The sequence below is a fragment of the uncultured Pseudoteredinibacter sp. genome (assembly GCF_947502065.1).
GTDB lineage: Bacteria > Pseudomonadota > Gammaproteobacteria > Pseudomonadales > Cellvibrionaceae > Pseudoteredinibacter.
Genome location: NZ_CANMYE010000003.1, coordinates 138,665 through 153,908 on the forward strand (window position 1 = coordinate 138,665; position 15,244 = coordinate 153,908).

The window sequence follows — 15,244 nt, forward strand, 5'->3', positions numbered from 1 at the left end:
CCGCTAAATAGTGACTTTAGCGGGCTTTGGGGAAGGCTCTTTAGCAAATAGCAAAGTATCTGACTGATCGATTATTGCTTGGCGCCTTTATGCGCCAATAAGTTGTCATGCTTTTTAACTCTGGCGGCAACATCTGCCATTAAACTGCTGATGTACAAATAATCATCAGTTTCTAAAACACCTGTGGTAACTGGGTATTTCCCACTAGGATCTTGCAGTGAAACTTGCACTTCACCTAGCGCATCTATCGCCACCACATGGCCATAAAACTTTGCCGCTGGGCGAACAAATGCTGGCAAGCGTTGCACTAGCTTACGCAGCCAGGGTTTATCGGCTAAGAAATCCACAATCGGTAAACGCGGTGAGACCAGACCAAACCAAAAACGACCATCTTGCCCGGTTACAATATTGTCCGGAAAGCCAGGCAAGTTATCGATAAGGACTTCCATCTGCCCTTCTTTTTCACCAGCAATCCAGTATTTATGTATTCGGTATTCACTGGTTTCATTGATTAGTATAAATTGCCCAGCCGGATCCATAGCAATGCCATTGGCAAAGCTTAAGCCATCCACAAGTAGCTTAGTGCTTTTATCCGCAGGGTTATAAACCAATACTCTGCCCGAACGCGAATGCTCCATCACGTCGAGCAAGCTAGCCTCATAAGTACCGCCGTTTACTTCAACACCAAAACGAACAGAAGCATCGGAGAAGTAAATTTTGCCGTCTGGCGCGATATCGACGTCATCGGCGTATAAGATTGGGCTGTCACCAATGTGATCACTTAATACGGTAATAGATTTATCCCTTGCGATACTTAGCAAACCGCGGTAGGCATCAGCAACAAGCAAATTGCCAGCCGCATCAAAATCCATCCCTAATGGGCGCCCTTTAGTATCCACCCAGCGCTCAAAACGATCTGAGCCACTTTCTTTTTTGAGAACCCAGCCACTGTGAACAGAAGCGTAAATTGCACCTTCTGAATCGGCATCCATATCTTCTGGGCCGTGCTCCCTAGCAATATCAAGATGCTCGAGATCGGCAAGTTTGTGGTTTTGAGCAAACACCCCTTGATAACCTAGATCTTTAGGCGCATTCCAAGCTATAGGTTCGACAGGAACTGGCCAAAAACAAAAATAGAGTATTAATAAGGTGACAATAATTGAGCTGATGCGAAACATAAGGTGCCTTTTGTTTATTTTTAATAGGGCCAGTGTTAGGGTCTTGTCGATTTACGAGCAAACAGATCAAAGCTGCTTGGCAGCGCAAAAACAAATATCGCAGCAAAGATTCTACCCTATCCGAGCTTGCCCCCACAGCTCGAAAGGCCATTCGGATCGCAATTTTATTTGTCGTAACGCATATCTGGCGGAATCGGCACATCTTTTGGAAACATTGGCTTTTCGCCTTGGCCTCGCCTAAAGTTCCTCAAGCCAAAGACATACGCTAATACCTGCGCTACCGCCATGTATAGGCCCGCAGGGATTTCATCGTCAATCTCAGTGGTATAGAAAATAGCCCTTGCCAATTGGGGTGATTCGATGATTTCTACACCATTCGCTTTGGCAATTTCCCGAATTTTAAAGGCAATGTTATCGCCACCCTTAGCAAGCAAAATAGGCGTGGACATATTGTTCGGGTCGTATTTCAACGCACAGGCAAAATGCGTTGGGTTAGTAATAACCACGTCCGCTTCTGGCACATTCGACATCATTCTATTCTGAGCCATTTCGCGCTGTAGCTGACGAATCCTACCTTTAACCTCTGGCTTACCTTCAGAGTCTTTCATCTCGTCTTTAATTTCTTGCATCGACATCTTCAGCTTACGGGAGTTATCCCATATCTGAAACGGAACATCGATTATGGCAATTAGGATAGTAGAAGCCGCAAGGATAATTGCCGCGATACCTGACAGCACCATGGAATTTTCGAGGGCTACATTTACATCTTGGTAAGCCAGGCGCAAAATATCTTCTTGTTGCGCCAGTAATATAACGATTAACAGAACGAGAATAACGGCCACTTTGCCGACACTCTTGAGTAACTCCATCAGGCCTTTAACGCCAAACATACGCTTAAGACCGGAGAAGGGGTTCATTCGGCTGCCCTTCGGTGCAAGGGACTTGGCACTGAACAGCCAACCGCCTAAAGAAATCGGGCCAATAATACTGGCAAGTGCCAATACCGAAAAAATAGGCACCAGAATATACAAGCCGTCATAGATGGATTCACCCAATTGAGTAAACATCAAGTTGGTATCGAAAACCACGTCACGATCCAAGCTTAAGTTGAAGCGCATAATGGCTTCCATGCGCTCAGTAATATAGCCGCCGAGCATGAACAAACATATCGTGCCACCCAATAACAGCACTGAGGTCGTGAGTTCCCGTGATCGCGGAACTTGGCCCTCCTCCTTAGCCTTTTCTAAGCGTTTGGGCGTGGGTTCTTCTGTTTTTTCCTGACTGGAATCTTCAGCCATGCTATCGCTGCCTCCAGAAAAGAATTAAGGGTTCTGAACGAGGTTTTGTAAAAACTGTAAAGCCTCGTACATAAAAGTATTGAAATTTGGCAAAAAACTAACGAGAGATAGCCACATTAAAAACAAGCCAAACACCAAGGTTAAAGGAAATCCAACCGCAAAAATATTCATTTGGGGCGCCGCCCGCCCCATCACACCAAATGCTAAATTCACCACCAACAAGGCGGTTAACAAGGGCAAAGCGATGACTAAAGATGAACTGAACATCCAGCTGCCCAACCCGACAATCATCAATATAGCCTGCTGATCTAATCCAACCGTTCCAATCGGGATTGAATAAAAACTGGCTGTTAATGCCTCAATAACCAATAAATGTGCATCAACAGCAAAGAACAACAAAGTAACAGTAATAGAATAGAACTGAGAAATTAAAGGTATACTAACGCCGGTCGAAGGATCATTCATAGCTGCAAAACCGAGGCCCAACTTACCCGCAATCACCTGCCCCCCCAAAACAAAGATTTGCATAAATACCTGCAGGGAAAACCCCATCGCCAAACCGATGACGAGCTGCTGCATGCTGATCACCATCATCTGCAAAGACATAAGCTTAACTTCAGGCATCGGGGGTAAAAGCGGCGTGACTAAAACAGCCAGCGCAAATGCCAAAGCCAATCTAACTCTGGCAGGAACAACTCTCGCTCCGATCAATGGCATAGCTAACAACACACCACTAATACGAGTCAGCGGCCAGATGTACTGACCAACAAACTGAAGGATTTGCTGTTCGCTGATAGGCTCCACAGCTTAGCCAATCATCAAAGGAATATTAGTAAATAGGCGATCAAAAAGATCGGTAAACTTGGTGATCAACCAGCTGCCGCCCACCATAATTGTCGCTAAGGTGATCAGTAATCGAGGCAAAAAACTCAAGGTTTGCTCGTTAATCTGAGTGGCCGCCTGAAACATACTGACCAAAAGGCCAACCGCCAAACTTGGGCCCACGATGACAGAGACAATTAATACAATGAGGTAGAGCGCATCGCCGAGTATATCCATTACGAGCTCTGGGGTCATGGTAAGCTCCTCAATATCCGTAGCTGGCAGCTAAGGTGCCAATTAACATCGCCCAACCATCGACAAGAACAAATAGCATAATTTTAAACGGCAATGAAATAATGAGCGGTGACAACATCATCATACCCATGGCCATCAAGACACTAGCGACAACAATATCGATCACCAAAAATGGAATGAAAATAATGAAGCCTATTTGGAAAGCTGTTTTTAGCTCGCTAGTAACAAAGGCCGGAATAAGTATGTTTAAGGGGATTTCAGTTGGCGTAGCTACAGGTGGCTTCTGCGCGATACGCATAAACAAGTCAATGTCAGACTCTCGAGTTTGGGCCAACATAAACTGGTGTATTGGCTCCCTCGCCGCTTCTAATGCTTGGCGAGAGGTCATCTTCTCTTCGATATAGGGCTGCAAAGCCTGTTCATTCACCACCTCAAATACCGGCGTCATAATGAACATGGTCAAAAATAAAGACAAACCAATTAAGATCTGATTCGAGGGAGATTGCTGTAAACCTAAAGCTTGGCGCAAAATTGCGAATACGATAATGATACGGGTAAACGATGTCATCATCATTAACAGAGCTGGCAACAGGGTAAGCCCTGTCATGATCGCCAAAATCTGTAAGCTCACCGTATAATCTTCACTACCGTCAGCATTGGTGGTCACGGTTAATGCGGGTAAACCAGGAATAGATTTTAAGGGGATATTCGCCGCACTAGGCTCCTCACTTTGAAGTTCTTCACTGGCGATCTTTGCTGCTGTCGCCACATCTGAGCCTTGCAATGGGGTTTCTTCAGTTTGCTGAGCAAGACTTTGTCCTACCAACATAAATGACATGGCAAAAACCAAGAAACACATTCTGCAGAATGCTGCAGCCGGTAGATTTTTTCGCTCTAGGAATGTTTTTATCATAATAAATCTATAACAATAGCGGCTCTTTAAAATATCAGTACTACCCAAGCTTTTGACAACAAGACTCTATTATTAATGCGCTATACAGGCTTCTTATTCACCGCCATTAGGCCGGCCAATTTGGCTTTGAAATCAACCACTGATTCTGGGTTTTCGGCTACCAAATCGGGGGAGTTTTGCTGTTCAAAGCTGTGCAGAGCATTAATCGAGTGCGCGGTAACGCCCAGTAAAATTTGCTGACCATTCACTTCAGCAAGTACCAGCTTTTCGCGAGTTCCCATGCTGGTACTGTTAAGCACCTTAATCGGACTAGCAGACAGGCTGCTCTGATTTGAAAAACGCTTCACAAACCATGCCAGCGCATAAATGATGGCAAGCACTAAACCCAGGGCAATAAAAACCTGAAACAACTGAGTCGATGCATTAGGCAGGTTTGAAATAGGCGGACTTACCGCAGTTTGCTCGGCAAGCGCCAATACTGGGGCGCAAGAAATCGTACAAAACAGCTTTATTTGAAGACCAAACTTATTATTTGCGAAAGTCATTTCTACTACTCCTCCAATCACGCTCACTAAGCTCTAACGTAAACGCGCTATTCTTTCTTGCGGGCTAATCACATCGGTCATGCGAATACCGAATTTCTCATTGACCACCACAACCTCGCCGTGAGCGATCAACGTCCCGTTTACCAGTACGTCCAAGGGCTCTCCAGCTAAACGATCAAGCTCAATCACTGAACCTTGGGTTAGCTGAAGTAAATTTCTAATGGAAATCGATGTTTGTCCAACTTCCATCGACATGGATACGGGGATATCCAACACCACCTGCAAGTCTGGCTGCTCTGCAGAACCACCACCTGGGGCGGAAAAATCCTGCAATGGCATAGGATCGGCGGCCACTTCAGGTTCCGGCTCAGCTTCATCCTCTTCACTGACCCCAGCCTCGGCCATCGCAGCTGCCCAATCATCTTCTACATCACCGCCCGTTTCACCGGCCTCTTCCATGGCTGCTGCCCATTCATCAGCCATGTCGCCCTGGTTTACCTCACCGGAATCATTCTGATCGTCATCACTCATGGTCTTCTCCACCTCTTAGGCAATATGCCTGTTTCACTCTTAAGCTGAAGCCTTATTAAGATCTTCGTTAAAATCATCACTGGACGTGTTAACTCCTGCAATACGCAGTAAGTCCGCGGTTTCTTCATCTTTATTCTCTACAACACCTTCGATGCGCATAGAAAGATTGCCTCTAGATTGCCCCAAGGTGCTGCGAAAAACCGGCACACCATTGGCGGTCACAACATGCTCTTCGGGCAGCTCTATAGGAATCACATCGCCAGGCTTTAGGTCCATAACCTCCCTAAGCAGCAGAGGCTTTCGGACAATGTCACATTCAAGATTAACACTGGCCTGCAATACTTCCGATTGCATTGATTTGACCCAGCGACTATCGGTTTCGTCCGTTTCGTTCTGCGCGCTATTGTCTAAAAGATCTCGAATGGGTTCTAACATTGAATAAGGAATAGTGATATGCATTTCACCGCCACCACCATCAAGTTCAACGTGAAACTTGCTCACCACAACGATCTCATTAGGACCAACAATATTGGTCATAGCTGGGTTCACTTCAGCGTTTAAAAACTCTAGCTCTACGGGCATAACCGCCCGCCAAGCTTCCGCCAAGTCCATCAAACATTGATCTACAACCATTTGTACAACGCGCAATTCCGTTGGGGTGAACTCACGGCCTTCAATTTTGGCATGACGGCCGTCACCACCGAAAAAGTTATCAACCAACTTAAACACCAGCTTGGCATCAAGAATTATTAGCCCAGTACCTCGTAATGGGCGAAACTTAAGCATGTTTAGACTGGTTGGCACATACAGCGTGTGAACATATTCGCCAAACTTCATCGTTTGCATACCGCCCACAGAAACCTCTGCAGAGCGGCGTAAAAGATTGAAAACACTGATCCGCGTATAGCGCGCGAAGCGTTCATTAATCATTTCAAGTGATGGCATGCGACCGCGAACAATACGATCTTGGGCGGTTAAGTCATAAAGAACGACATCACCCTCTTCAACTTCAACCTCTGTCTCTACCTCGCCATCATCAACACCATGCAATAAGGCATCAATTTCGTCTTGTGAGAGTAAATCTTGCATTATGAGTACACCCGCTGCTTAGTGATGGCCTATTGCATGACAAAATTGGTAAATAGAACCTGCTCAACACCAGGCTCACCAATCTCTCTATCCATCATGGTCTGAACTTCTTCCAGCGCCAATTGGCGCACCAGCTCTTTGCCTTCAGGCGTTTGTAGCTCTTCGTAAATCTGACCACTAAACAGCATAACCAAAGCATTACGAATCATCGGCATATGCAATTCCGCAGCTGATAGAGCCTGGTCGGTGCGCATCATTAAGGTAACCTCGGCCTGCAGATAACGCTGGCGACCGCGCGCCTCAAAATTTACGATAATGGCAGGTTTGAGCGGCAGGTAGATGGCCGACGGAGTCGGTTCAGCGGCTTCCATTTCATCACCTTCTTCGCCTTCCTCAGCCTCCTCTGAATTTTCTTCGCCTTCACTGTCACCCTCTTCTGTTTGTTCTGTTTTCGCTTCATCAAAGAAGCCCAATGCAAACAAGGTTCCGCCTACTGAAGCGCCAATCAATACCAAACCCAATACAATAAAGATGATGAGTTTCTTTTTTCCGCCGCCAGAGGATTCGTTTTCTTCAGCCATGGGCTCTCCGTCAATTTCCAGTCACATCTTGGATTACGCAAATATTTGAGCAAGAGCCGTGCCATTATTTTGCCTCGCGCTCTTAACTTCTTTTCAGCATAGCTCAATGAGCGAAGGCAAGCTCAACAAGGACTTAGCTGGGATATAGCGGACTTGCGAGGGGAGTCGGAACAGAATTTGGCCTCTGTTAGTGTTAGCTAAACACTAACAGAGGCTGCCGGAGCGGTTTAGATAAGCTTTAGGGTACTTAGACGTAAGAATCTACAAGAGCAAGAGACTGCAATTGTGGTTTGGGGGCAAGCTCGGTATCAGCCACATCTTCATCAAATGCTGAGCGAGTTCCTTTTTCGCCGTCTTCGGCATGCTGCTGCGCCCCGTCACCACCGACATTGACATCAGCAAGGTTTAAACCTTGCTCTTGAAACATTTCCCGTAAGCGACTTGAGCTTTGATCAAGTGCCTCACGCACACTCGCATGGGGGCTGTTGAAGCTAACCTGGGCTTGCTCTTGATTTAGCTGGATTTTGATTTGTAAGCTTCCCAATTCTGGAGGGTCGAGACGTATCTCGGCTTTTGAGATATTTCTAGCAGAAAACCAAGCTACTTTTTCGGCAATCTCAGCCTTCCACTGAGCTTGACCAATATCAGACTGCATAGTGCTACGCCCCTGTACATCAGCGCCACGCTGCAACTGGAAGTTGTGCTCCATGCCACTGGCCCGCCCAAGACTTTGGCTATGACTCACGCCGTTACTTTCGCCATAGGCGCTCGCGCTGGGGGCACTAGAAACTTCTCTAAACAACTGATTAGCCGCTAGTTTTGAGACTGGTGCCAGTTCGGCATTAGCGCTTTTTAATTTCGAATCCGTACTGCTTATTGGGATCGTTTCAGATATCAGCTCAGCGTCACCTTCTTCGATTGGCGCGACACTGGCTTCTTGTGATATCGATATACTAGGCCCCTGTCGATTTAGGCTTGCGAGTTTGCCGGCAAGTTCTGTATCGACTGTTTTGGCAACCCCACTGTCAGAGCTTTTTGCGACATTGCCTGGCAATATGGCCTGCACAGGCTCAATTTCGCCGACTATTGATTCTTTTGCTTGCTCTTCAACCGTTAGCTGCTGATCTTCCAGCAAGTCGACGCCGCTTAAATTTTCGGTTTCAAGCTCCACAGCGGCTTCGTCGTCAGTGAACATTGAAGCGTCTTCCAAATCCAGATCCGCTGCCAAGCGGCTGCCATCGCTAAGGGCATCAGCTTTTGCTACAGGCTCTGCAACAGATACCCCGAGCAAGGCCAAAATAAACCGCTCCTCAGAGCTCATATCGCCGTGATCCGCGCCATTGGGCGCCAATCCTGAGGAAGCTGCCAGGGCTTCACCGTTCACCTCACCTTCACTGTCTACCTCATTCGCATCACTGTGCTCAGATCTCTCAGAGGGACTCGCCTTTTCAAATTTTGGCTGAACTTCTCCAGTACCCTCTTGATCGGCCCGCTGACTACGATTGTCCGCACGATCACTATTTTGACGAGTAAACGACTCATTCTGATGATTATCAACACGACTTCGAGGGCGATCTTTCTCGCTAGAATTGCTACTAGAGCCACTATTGTTTCTAGCGGCTTCATTAGAGTTTCGACGCGGGTGCTCAGATGACTCCCGAGCTGCAGAATTGGACGCGCCGCTTGCCTTTTGCCCTAGCTGTGACTGTTCAGCCCAGTGCTCTGAAAAGCTCGCACCGTTTGCTGGCCCAAATGAGCGACTTGGCGTCTTATTGACAGACGGCAGAGTATTCAAAAGAAGATCACTTGTTGTCGCTGGCATGTAATTTCTTTCCTTATTAATTTTACAGCGGCAAATTTTTGCCTGTATCGAAGGCCCTAGGCATTCAAAACAGAAAAACTCTGCCACCTCAAATGACTTTTAGCGCGAACTGAGTGGTTTATTAGAAAGTACGGCTAATACTTCGTAGAAATTGCAAATCCAATGCCAAAGTTTATTAGCACTGAAATTAACTGGACAAACAGCCTTTTAACAGAGGCATCTGAAAGAGAAAAGAAAAGCTATTGGGATGGAATGTCTGCAAAATAAGCGCAGATTCGTTCAAACTCTGACTGAAGTTTAGGCAACAAATAGGACATTGAACCTTCATCGCCTTCTCGCCCGGCCAATACCAATTGGTGACACAGTTCCTCCATATTCAAAGCGCCAATATTTGCGCTACTGCCCTTAAGACTGTGAGCGGCACTTACCACCTCGGAGTAATCACAAGCGGCAATGGATTCCTGAATTTTATTTAGGCGGCTGTTAGAGTCAAAGCGATAAGTATCAATGAGCAAATCAAAATCTTCCCCCATTAAATCACGCAATTCATTCAACAGATGTTCATTTAGCGCCGCTTCCATGTTCCTGCTCCCCACCCTGGATAGACTTATGACTTGATGAATATGCCACGCTATCACTTTAACGAGCTAGCGCTCTTAGGACAAGCACTTATCAGAACAAGCATTAACCTGCAGACATTCTGCGTGAAGCCTTTTGGGTACTCAATTCATCGATAAGCTTCTGCTCTTCCTTATCAACGGCGGCCTGCTCTTCCTTCATATAACGCGCGATCAGCTCTTCCAGCTTACTAATTTTTTGGCTTTGCTGGTGCCACAAATCCATAATCGCTTCACAATGTTCATTAACTTTATCGACCATTGCTCCTTGCTGATCACAGGCTTGCTGCATCCTTTGTATGAAGCTTCTTTGCCGCTGCATGCTTTGAACATCGGTTTGTTTAAGTGAGCGAACCGAGTCTAGGTAATCATTTCGATAGCCTTCTAACTGGCTTAATTTTTCCTGTTCCTCAGAAAGTTTTTCTTTGTGATGGGATAGCTGCTGACTAATGGCATCCAATTCTTTTTGGTTTAGGCTTAGCACAATTGCTAAACGCTTACTGCGTAACTTAGCCACCAGAATTCGCCTCTGACGCCGAGAGCACTTGATCTAGCATTGCACAAGCCATGTCGTAAGCAACCGCCTCATTCATTCCTTGGCATACAAACTGACGTAATTGAGGTGCTCGATCTATTGCCAAATCCACCTCTGGATTGCTTCCAGGCCGGTAAGCACCAATATTAATTAAGTCTTTGTTTTCCTGATAGATCGCCAACAGGCGTTTAAATGCTTGCATTTTTTGAAGTTGCTCCGGCGCGACAATATTGGGCATCGCTCTAGAAATGGAAGCTTCAACATCAATGGCTGGATAAATCCCCTCCTCTGCTAAACGACGGGATAAAACGATATGACCATCCAAAATTGCTCTAGCCGAATCCGCCACCGGATCTTGTAAATCATCGCCTTCTGTTAAAACAGTATAAAAAGCCGTAATAGAGCCTCCGCCAGCCTCACCATTACCCGCCCGTTCCACTAACTGCGGTAGCTTTGCAAAAACCGAAGGAGGATAGCCTTTGGTAGCCGGCGGCTCACCTACGGCCAGGGACACTTCTCGTTGGGCCTGTGCATATCGAGTCAGGGAATCCATCAATAGCAGCACATTTTTGCCTTGGTCACGGTAATATTCAGCTACACGACAACAAAGCTCTGACGCTCTCAAGCGCATTAACGGCGCATCATCTGCTGGTGATGCAACCACCACTGCTCTTTTTAGGCCTTCTTCTCCTAAGCTATGATCAATAAATTCTTTTACTTCTCTACCACGCTCACCAATCAAGCCCACCACCACAACATCAGCATTGGTAAAGCGCGTCATCATTCCCAACAGCACACTTTTACCCACGCCACTGCCTGCAAAAAGCCCCAAGCGCTGCCCGCGTCCAACTGTCAATAAGGCGTTTATCGCTCGAATACCAACATCCATTGGCTCTTTGATCGGATCTCGCGACAAGGGATTAATCATTTCTGGCAATAGCTTTAAACGATCCTTTGCACGCAGCGGCCCATGACCATCAATGGGTTTGCCAATTCCATTAATCACCCGCCCAAGCATCTCATCACCAATTGGGATTTGAGCGGCTTGTGTTACCGGTCGAACAATCGCGCCAGGCTCGACACCGGCGAAATGAGTGATGGGCATCAAGTAAACTTTTTGGCCATTGAAACCAACCACTTCAGCCTCAATTTCAACACCCGACTGATTAACAATCTGACAGGTTTGCCCAAGACTTGTACGCAAACCCTCAGCTTCTAAGGTCATCCCCACAAGCCGCGTTAAGCGACCTTCGGCCACATAATCATAATTAAATCTGTCAGGGTGTTGAGACGGTGTTAAGGCACTTAACTCGGCACAAATATTTTTCATGGCGCTGCCATCTTTTAGATTCGCTCGCTAGAGAACAATGAAACACAAATGCTAATTAGTATTTTCCGGGGCCGGACTAAGCAAGACGTCATCTTGAGCTACTGCATCCATCGCCTGGTCTAAATCTTGGTTGAGTTCTTGTTGAACCTGAATTTGCGCAGTGTGCATTTGACTTTGTATTTCTTCTTCACTGCCCGCCATATCACCACTTGCGAATTGCTCCAATAAAGCCTGCCAGCGCGATTCAAAATCAACGACAACCCGACTGTGCTCGCTGCGTACAATACAATCCCAGTTGCCCAAACTGTCGTCAGAGGAAAAAGACAGCTGACAGTCGTCAAGCAGCAAAGCCGACTTAACGGCGCCTACTGAATTTGGGTTTAGTTTGATGCTTAACTCTTGCGGCTTACCGGGTAAGCTTGCAACCGCTTTTTTTATAAAATCGATCAGCAAACTTGGTGAGCTTTGAAATTCCTTTTCGATAAACTGGCGCGTTAGCCCTGTCACCATGTTCAGTATCAATGGCTTGAGCTGATCTTGCTGCTCTAAATGGCTTTGCTCGAGCTGCTCTACGAGCTGAGAAAACTGCTTAATTTTGCCATTTAAACTGGGCTCGAGCTCGGCTCTGATATCCTTTTCGCCTTGTGCCCGCCCTTCCTGAACACCGGCCTCCAATCCATGTTTTTGACCTTCTTCGTAGCCGGCTTGGTACCCCTCTTTATGGGCCTGCAAACGAATTTCTTCAAGCTGTTGCGCTGTTAGGGGCTCCACTTCTTGCTCAAATTCGTCGATAGATTCATCTTCACCAACTTGAGCAGCAGCTCGATCTTGGGCAAGCTTTTCTTCAGAAGCGATTATTGACGTAGAACTTTCGTCAAAAGAAGGGAGTGTCCAACTGCTGTATTCCTGATTATTTACTGACACTGCACCATCACCCATTATTACTAATACTCACCTTTCTAACGACCATGTACGTTGTCGCCAATCTTTGCCAAAAGATACAATTTTAAAGCATCTGCTCTCCGCCACCGCCAAGCATAATCTCACCGGCGTCAGCCATTCTTCGAGCAATAACCAGAATTTCTTTCTGGGCTGCTTCCACTTCAGACAAGCGCACAGGCCCTTTAGCTTCGAGATCATCACGTAGCAACTCAGCAGCGCGTTTAGACATATTTTTAAAGATTTTCTCTTGCAGAGTAACATCGGCACCTTTGAGCGCTATGATCAGCATTTCCGAGGAAACTTCACGCAGCAGGGCCTGGATACCACGATCATCAACTTCTTGTAGATTATCGAAGATAAACATCAGATCTTGAATCTGCTGCGCCATTTGCTCATCGATTTCCTTAATGGATTCCATCAACTCGCCTTCAACAGCACCGCCTAAGTTGTTCATGATTTCAGCGGCCACTTGCAGACCACCCATATCCTTACCTTGGCTGGTTGCACTGCCTGAGAATTGCTTCTCAAGAATATCGTTAAACTCCTGCAATGCCGAAGGTTGTACGGTTTCAAGTGAGGCCACGCGCATCATAATATCAAGACGTACCTTGTCGGGCATAAAGCTCAAAACTTCAGCCGACTGATCTGAATCTAGATACGCCACAACAATGGCTTGAATCTGTGGATGCTCATCACGAATGATATCGGCAATGGAACGTGGCTCCATCCAACGCAAGGTATCCAGGCCGGCTGTATTCCCATCCATCAAGATACGATCGATTAAGCTGCCCGCTTTATCCTCACCTAAAGCAGCCACTAACATCTTACGAATGTAGTCATCAGAGCCCACACCTAGACCGGTAAGGGACTTCACATCGTCAAGAAACTTACCCATGACGACTTCTACTTCTTTCTGGTGAATATAGCCCAGATCGGTCATCACCGAGCCCAAACGATGCACTTCTTTCGGACCAAGGTGCTTAAGAATTTCAGCGGCATCAGATTCGCCTAACGCCATTAATAAAATAGCTGCTTGCTCAATCTCCGTGCGTGTTGAGCTGCCTTCGATTTGATTCTGATCTTCAGCCATTACTACTCTTCCTCAGTTACCCAAGCTTTGATTACGAGTGCCACACGACCGGCATCTTCAGCAATAAGTGCTTTCACCGTATTGAGCTGGGTTTCGTAATTTTCATCCGGGCTTGGCAATGCCAAAGTTTCACCACCGGTTAAGGTCACCGCATCATCAGCAAGAGAATCAAAGCCCTCCATTTCGACAGCAGCCAGCTCAGCCAACTGTGCGGCCTCTTCAGCTTCTCGGCGCTCGCGGCCAGATTCGGCTAGGTTCTTCAGCAATGGGCGCAATAAGCCCAACAATAAGATAAGAATAATCAATAAACCCACTGCCTGCTTAGTTAAGTTACCAAACCAAGCTTGCTCCCAGACCGGAGGCTCCTCTAAGATTTCTTCATCTTTGGCAATAAATGGTGAGTTCAAAACATTGACACTATCACCCCGGGCAGAAGAAAAGCCCACTGCATCGCGAACCAAAATTGTCATGCGGTCTAGCTCATCTTGAGTCCAAGGCACTCGACTCGATTCACCGCTTTGGGCATTCATAGCCATCTTGTCGTCGATTACCACCGCAACGGTAAGTCGTTTAATATTGCCCTGCTGATGGCGAGTGTAGCTAACGGTTCGATCAAGCTCGTAGTTGCGTGTTGCTTGACTGCGCACACGGTCATTAGCACCACCACCATTGGCATCTCGAGCTTGCGCTTCTTCAGGCGCCTCGGCCATTCCCGGTGGTTGATTAGTCAACGCACCAGGGATACCGGCTACAAGATCAGCCCCGCGCTGTTCATTTAACGTTTGCTCACTGCGAATCGCGGGTAAATCAGGGTTAAAAACTTCTTCGGCTTGCTCTACTTGAGTAAAGTCGACATCGGCGCTCACCTCAGCTTTAAAGCCCTCGGCGCCTACCACAGGCTCTAGAATACTATTGATACGGCGAGTAAGATCATCTTCGACCTTGCGCGTAAACTCACGCTGTTTGGCCGCCATAAGTAGCTCTTCGTTATCTTCCCCGTGAGACAATAAACTGCCACGCTGATCAACGACCGTAACATTTTCAAGCTTGAGCTCGGGAATACTCGATGCAACTAGATTGGCAATTGCCTTAACTTGTTCAGGCTTAATACTGCGCCCGGCAAAAAGGTCGATAAATACCGAAGCTCTCGGCTCACGTGCATCTCGCACAAACACCGATCGCTTAGGAATCGCTAGGTGAACCCTGGCCGCCTTGACAGTTTTAATGGCAGTGATGGTGCGCGCCAATTCGCCTTCTAAGCTGCGCTTATAGCGAGCACTTTCCATAAATTGGCTGGTACCAAGAGGTTGTTCTTGATCGAGCAACTCAAAGCCCGTGCCATCACGACTGTCGTTGTTAACTTCCGCTAATTTAATTCTGGCCTGATATATATCTTGTTCGGCCACTAAAATTGTATTGTTCTTTTGGTCAACCTTGTACTCAATTTCGCTTTCTTCTAACAAGCGCGCAATTTCAGGGACATCAAGAATATTGCTACTGCTAAACAGCGGGCGATAGTTATCTTCTTGGGTCCATAGCACGACTGCGAACCCAATCGCCACACTGGCCGCCAGGCCAACCATGAGGCCAACCTGTCGCATTAAGTTGAGATTATTAAAGCCTTCAACTAAATCCGAGGAAGATTTTTTGGCCCCGTCGACTCCGCCTTCATCGGCGAAATCACCCATATCTGTTT

General features: G+C 46.8%; 16 protein-coding genes. All 16 read right to left on the minus strand.

The annotated features are described in order from the left end of the window. Nucleotides 1-71: 71 nt before the first annotated feature. Nucleotides 72-1,178 (minus strand): SMP-30/gluconolactonase/LRE family protein, encoded by a 1,107-nt coding sequence (locus tag Q1A41_RS10280; protein ID WP_299978152.1) that lies wholly within the window; start codon nt 1,176-1,178, stop codon nt 72-74. 164 nt (nt 1,179-1,342) lie between these two features. Beyond that, entirely contained in the window at nt 1,343-2,476 is a 1,134-nt protein-coding gene (gene flhB / locus Q1A41_RS10285; RefSeq protein WP_299978155.1) for a flagellar biosynthesis protein FlhB, read from the minus strand. Between the two features lie 24 nt (nt 2,477-2,500). Further along, nucleotides 2,501-3,280: a flagellar biosynthetic protein FliR gene (gene fliR / locus Q1A41_RS10290; RefSeq protein WP_299978158.1), complete on the minus strand. Its 780-nt coding sequence runs from the start codon at nt 3,278-3,280 to the stop codon at nt 2,501-2,503. A gap of 3 nt (nt 3,281-3,283) precedes the next feature. Next, on the minus strand, nt 3,284-3,553 hold the full coding sequence (locus Q1A41_RS10295) for a flagellar biosynthetic protein FliQ (RefSeq protein ID WP_299774326.1): 270 nt from the start codon (nt 3,551-3,553) through the stop codon (nt 3,284-3,286). 10 nt (nt 3,554-3,563) lie between these two features. Beyond that, nucleotides 3,564-4,391 (minus strand): flagellar type III secretion system pore protein FliP, encoded by an 828-nt coding sequence (fliP, locus tag Q1A41_RS10300; RefSeq protein ID WP_299978161.1) that lies wholly within the window; start codon nt 4,389-4,391, stop codon nt 3,564-3,566. A 155-nt stretch (nt 4,392-4,546) separates the two neighbouring features. Further along, complete coding sequence (gene fliO / locus Q1A41_RS10305; RefSeq protein WP_299978163.1) at nt 4,547-5,011, minus strand: flagellar biosynthetic protein FliO; 465 nt, start codon at nt 5,009-5,011, stop codon at nt 4,547-4,549. 33 nt (nt 5,012-5,044) lie between these two features. Then, nucleotides 5,045-5,542, minus strand: a complete 498-nt coding sequence (gene fliN, locus Q1A41_RS10310) for a flagellar motor switch protein FliN (protein WP_299978166.1) — start codon at nt 5,540-5,542, stop codon at nt 5,045-5,047. Nucleotides 5,543-5,581: 39 nt separating this feature from the next. Continuing rightward, nucleotides 5,582-6,631 carry a flagellar motor switch protein FliM gene (gene fliM / locus Q1A41_RS10315; protein WP_299978169.1) on the minus strand — a complete coding sequence of 350 codons (1,050 nt, stop codon included), beginning with the start codon at nt 6,629-6,631 and terminating at the stop codon, nt 5,582-5,584. A 29-nt stretch (nt 6,632-6,660) separates the two neighbouring features. Next, entirely contained in the window at nt 6,661-7,212 is a 552-nt protein-coding gene (locus Q1A41_RS10320) for a flagellar basal body-associated FliL family protein (RefSeq protein WP_299978171.1), read from the minus strand. Nucleotides 7,213-7,459: 247 nt separating this feature from the next. Continuing rightward, a complete protein-coding gene (locus Q1A41_RS10325; RefSeq protein WP_299978174.1) occupies nt 7,460-9,034 on the minus strand; it encodes a flagellar hook-length control protein FliK in 1,575 nt (524 codons plus the stop codon). Nucleotides 9,035-9,273: 239 nt separating this feature from the next. Further along, a complete protein-coding gene (locus Q1A41_RS10330; protein ID WP_299978176.1) occupies nt 9,274-9,615 on the minus strand; it encodes an Hpt domain-containing protein in 342 nt (113 codons plus the stop codon). A gap of 103 nt (nt 9,616-9,718) precedes the next feature. Beyond that, entirely contained in the window at nt 9,719-10,168 is a 450-nt protein-coding gene (gene fliJ / locus Q1A41_RS10335) for a flagellar export protein FliJ (protein WP_299978179.1), read from the minus strand. Continuing rightward, nucleotides 10,161-11,516 (minus strand): flagellar protein export ATPase FliI, encoded by a 1,356-nt coding sequence (fliI, locus tag Q1A41_RS10340; RefSeq protein ID WP_299978182.1) that lies wholly within the window; start codon nt 11,514-11,516, stop codon nt 10,161-10,163. The genes fliJ and fliI overlap by 8 nt, the downstream gene beginning before the upstream one ends. A gap of 51 nt (nt 11,517-11,567) precedes the next feature. Further along, nucleotides 11,568-12,440: a flagellar assembly protein FliH gene (locus Q1A41_RS10345; protein ID WP_299978185.1), complete on the minus strand. Its 873-nt coding sequence runs from the start codon at nt 12,438-12,440 to the stop codon at nt 11,568-11,570. Nucleotides 12,441-12,522: 82 nt separating this feature from the next. After that, nucleotides 12,523-13,548: a flagellar motor switch protein FliG gene (gene fliG, locus Q1A41_RS10350; protein ID WP_299978188.1), complete on the minus strand. Its 1,026-nt coding sequence runs from the start codon at nt 13,546-13,548 to the stop codon at nt 12,523-12,525. 2 nt (nt 13,549-13,550) lie between these two features. Then, on the minus strand, nt 13,551-15,236 hold the full coding sequence (fliF, locus tag Q1A41_RS10355; RefSeq protein ID WP_299978906.1) for a flagellar basal-body MS-ring/collar protein FliF: 1,686 nt from the start codon (nt 15,234-15,236) through the stop codon (nt 13,551-13,553). Nucleotides 15,237-15,244 lie beyond the last annotated feature (8 nt).

What these genes read in the sequence shown, in the direction of transcription:
- Q1A41_RS10280 (WP_299978152.1), bottom strand. Translation starts at nt 1,178, where the DNA reads ATGTTTCGCATCAGCTCAATTATTGTCACCTTATTAATACTCTATTTT.
- flhB (WP_299978155.1), bottom strand. Translation starts at nt 2,476, where the DNA reads ATGGCTGAAGATTCCAGTCAGGAAAAAACAGAAGAACCCACGCCCAAA.
- Q1A41_RS10295 (WP_299774326.1), bottom strand. Translation starts at nt 3,553, where the DNA reads ATGACCCCAGAGCTCGTAATGGATATACTCGGCGATGCGCTCTACCTC.
- fliP (WP_299978161.1), bottom strand. Translation starts at nt 4,391, where the DNA reads ATGTCATTTATGTTGGTAGGACAAAGTCTTGCTCAGCAAACTGAAGAA.
- fliO (WP_299978163.1), bottom strand. Translation starts at nt 5,011, where the DNA reads ATGACTTTCGCAAATAATAAGTTTGGTCTTCAAATAAAGCTGTTTTGT.
- fliN (WP_299978166.1), bottom strand. Translation starts at nt 5,542, where the DNA reads ATGAGTGATGACGATCAGAATGATTCCGGTGAGGTAAACCAGGGCGAC.
- fliM (WP_299978169.1), bottom strand. Translation starts at nt 6,631, where the DNA reads ATGCAAGATTTACTCTCACAAGACGAAATTGATGCCTTATTGCATGGT.
- Q1A41_RS10320 (WP_299978171.1), bottom strand. Translation starts at nt 7,212, where the DNA reads ATGGCTGAAGAAAACGAATCCTCTGGCGGCGGAAAAAAGAAACTCATC.
- Q1A41_RS10325 (WP_299978174.1), bottom strand. Translation starts at nt 9,034, where the DNA reads ATGCCAGCGACAACAAGTGATCTTCTTTTGAATACTCTGCCGTCTGTC.
- Q1A41_RS10330 (WP_299978176.1), bottom strand. Translation starts at nt 9,615, where the DNA reads ATGGAAGCGGCGCTAAATGAACATCTGTTGAATGAATTGCGTGATTTA.
- fliI (WP_299978182.1), bottom strand. Translation starts at nt 11,516, where the DNA reads ATGAAAAATATTTGTGCCGAGTTAAGTGCCTTAACACCGTCTCAACAC.
- fliG (WP_299978188.1), bottom strand. Translation starts at nt 13,548, where the DNA reads ATGGCTGAAGATCAGAATCAAATCGAAGGCAGCTCAACACGCACGGAG.
- fliF (WP_299978906.1), bottom strand. Translation starts at nt 15,236, where the DNA reads ATGGGTGATTTCGCCGATGAAGGCGGAGTCGACGGGGCCAAAAAATCT.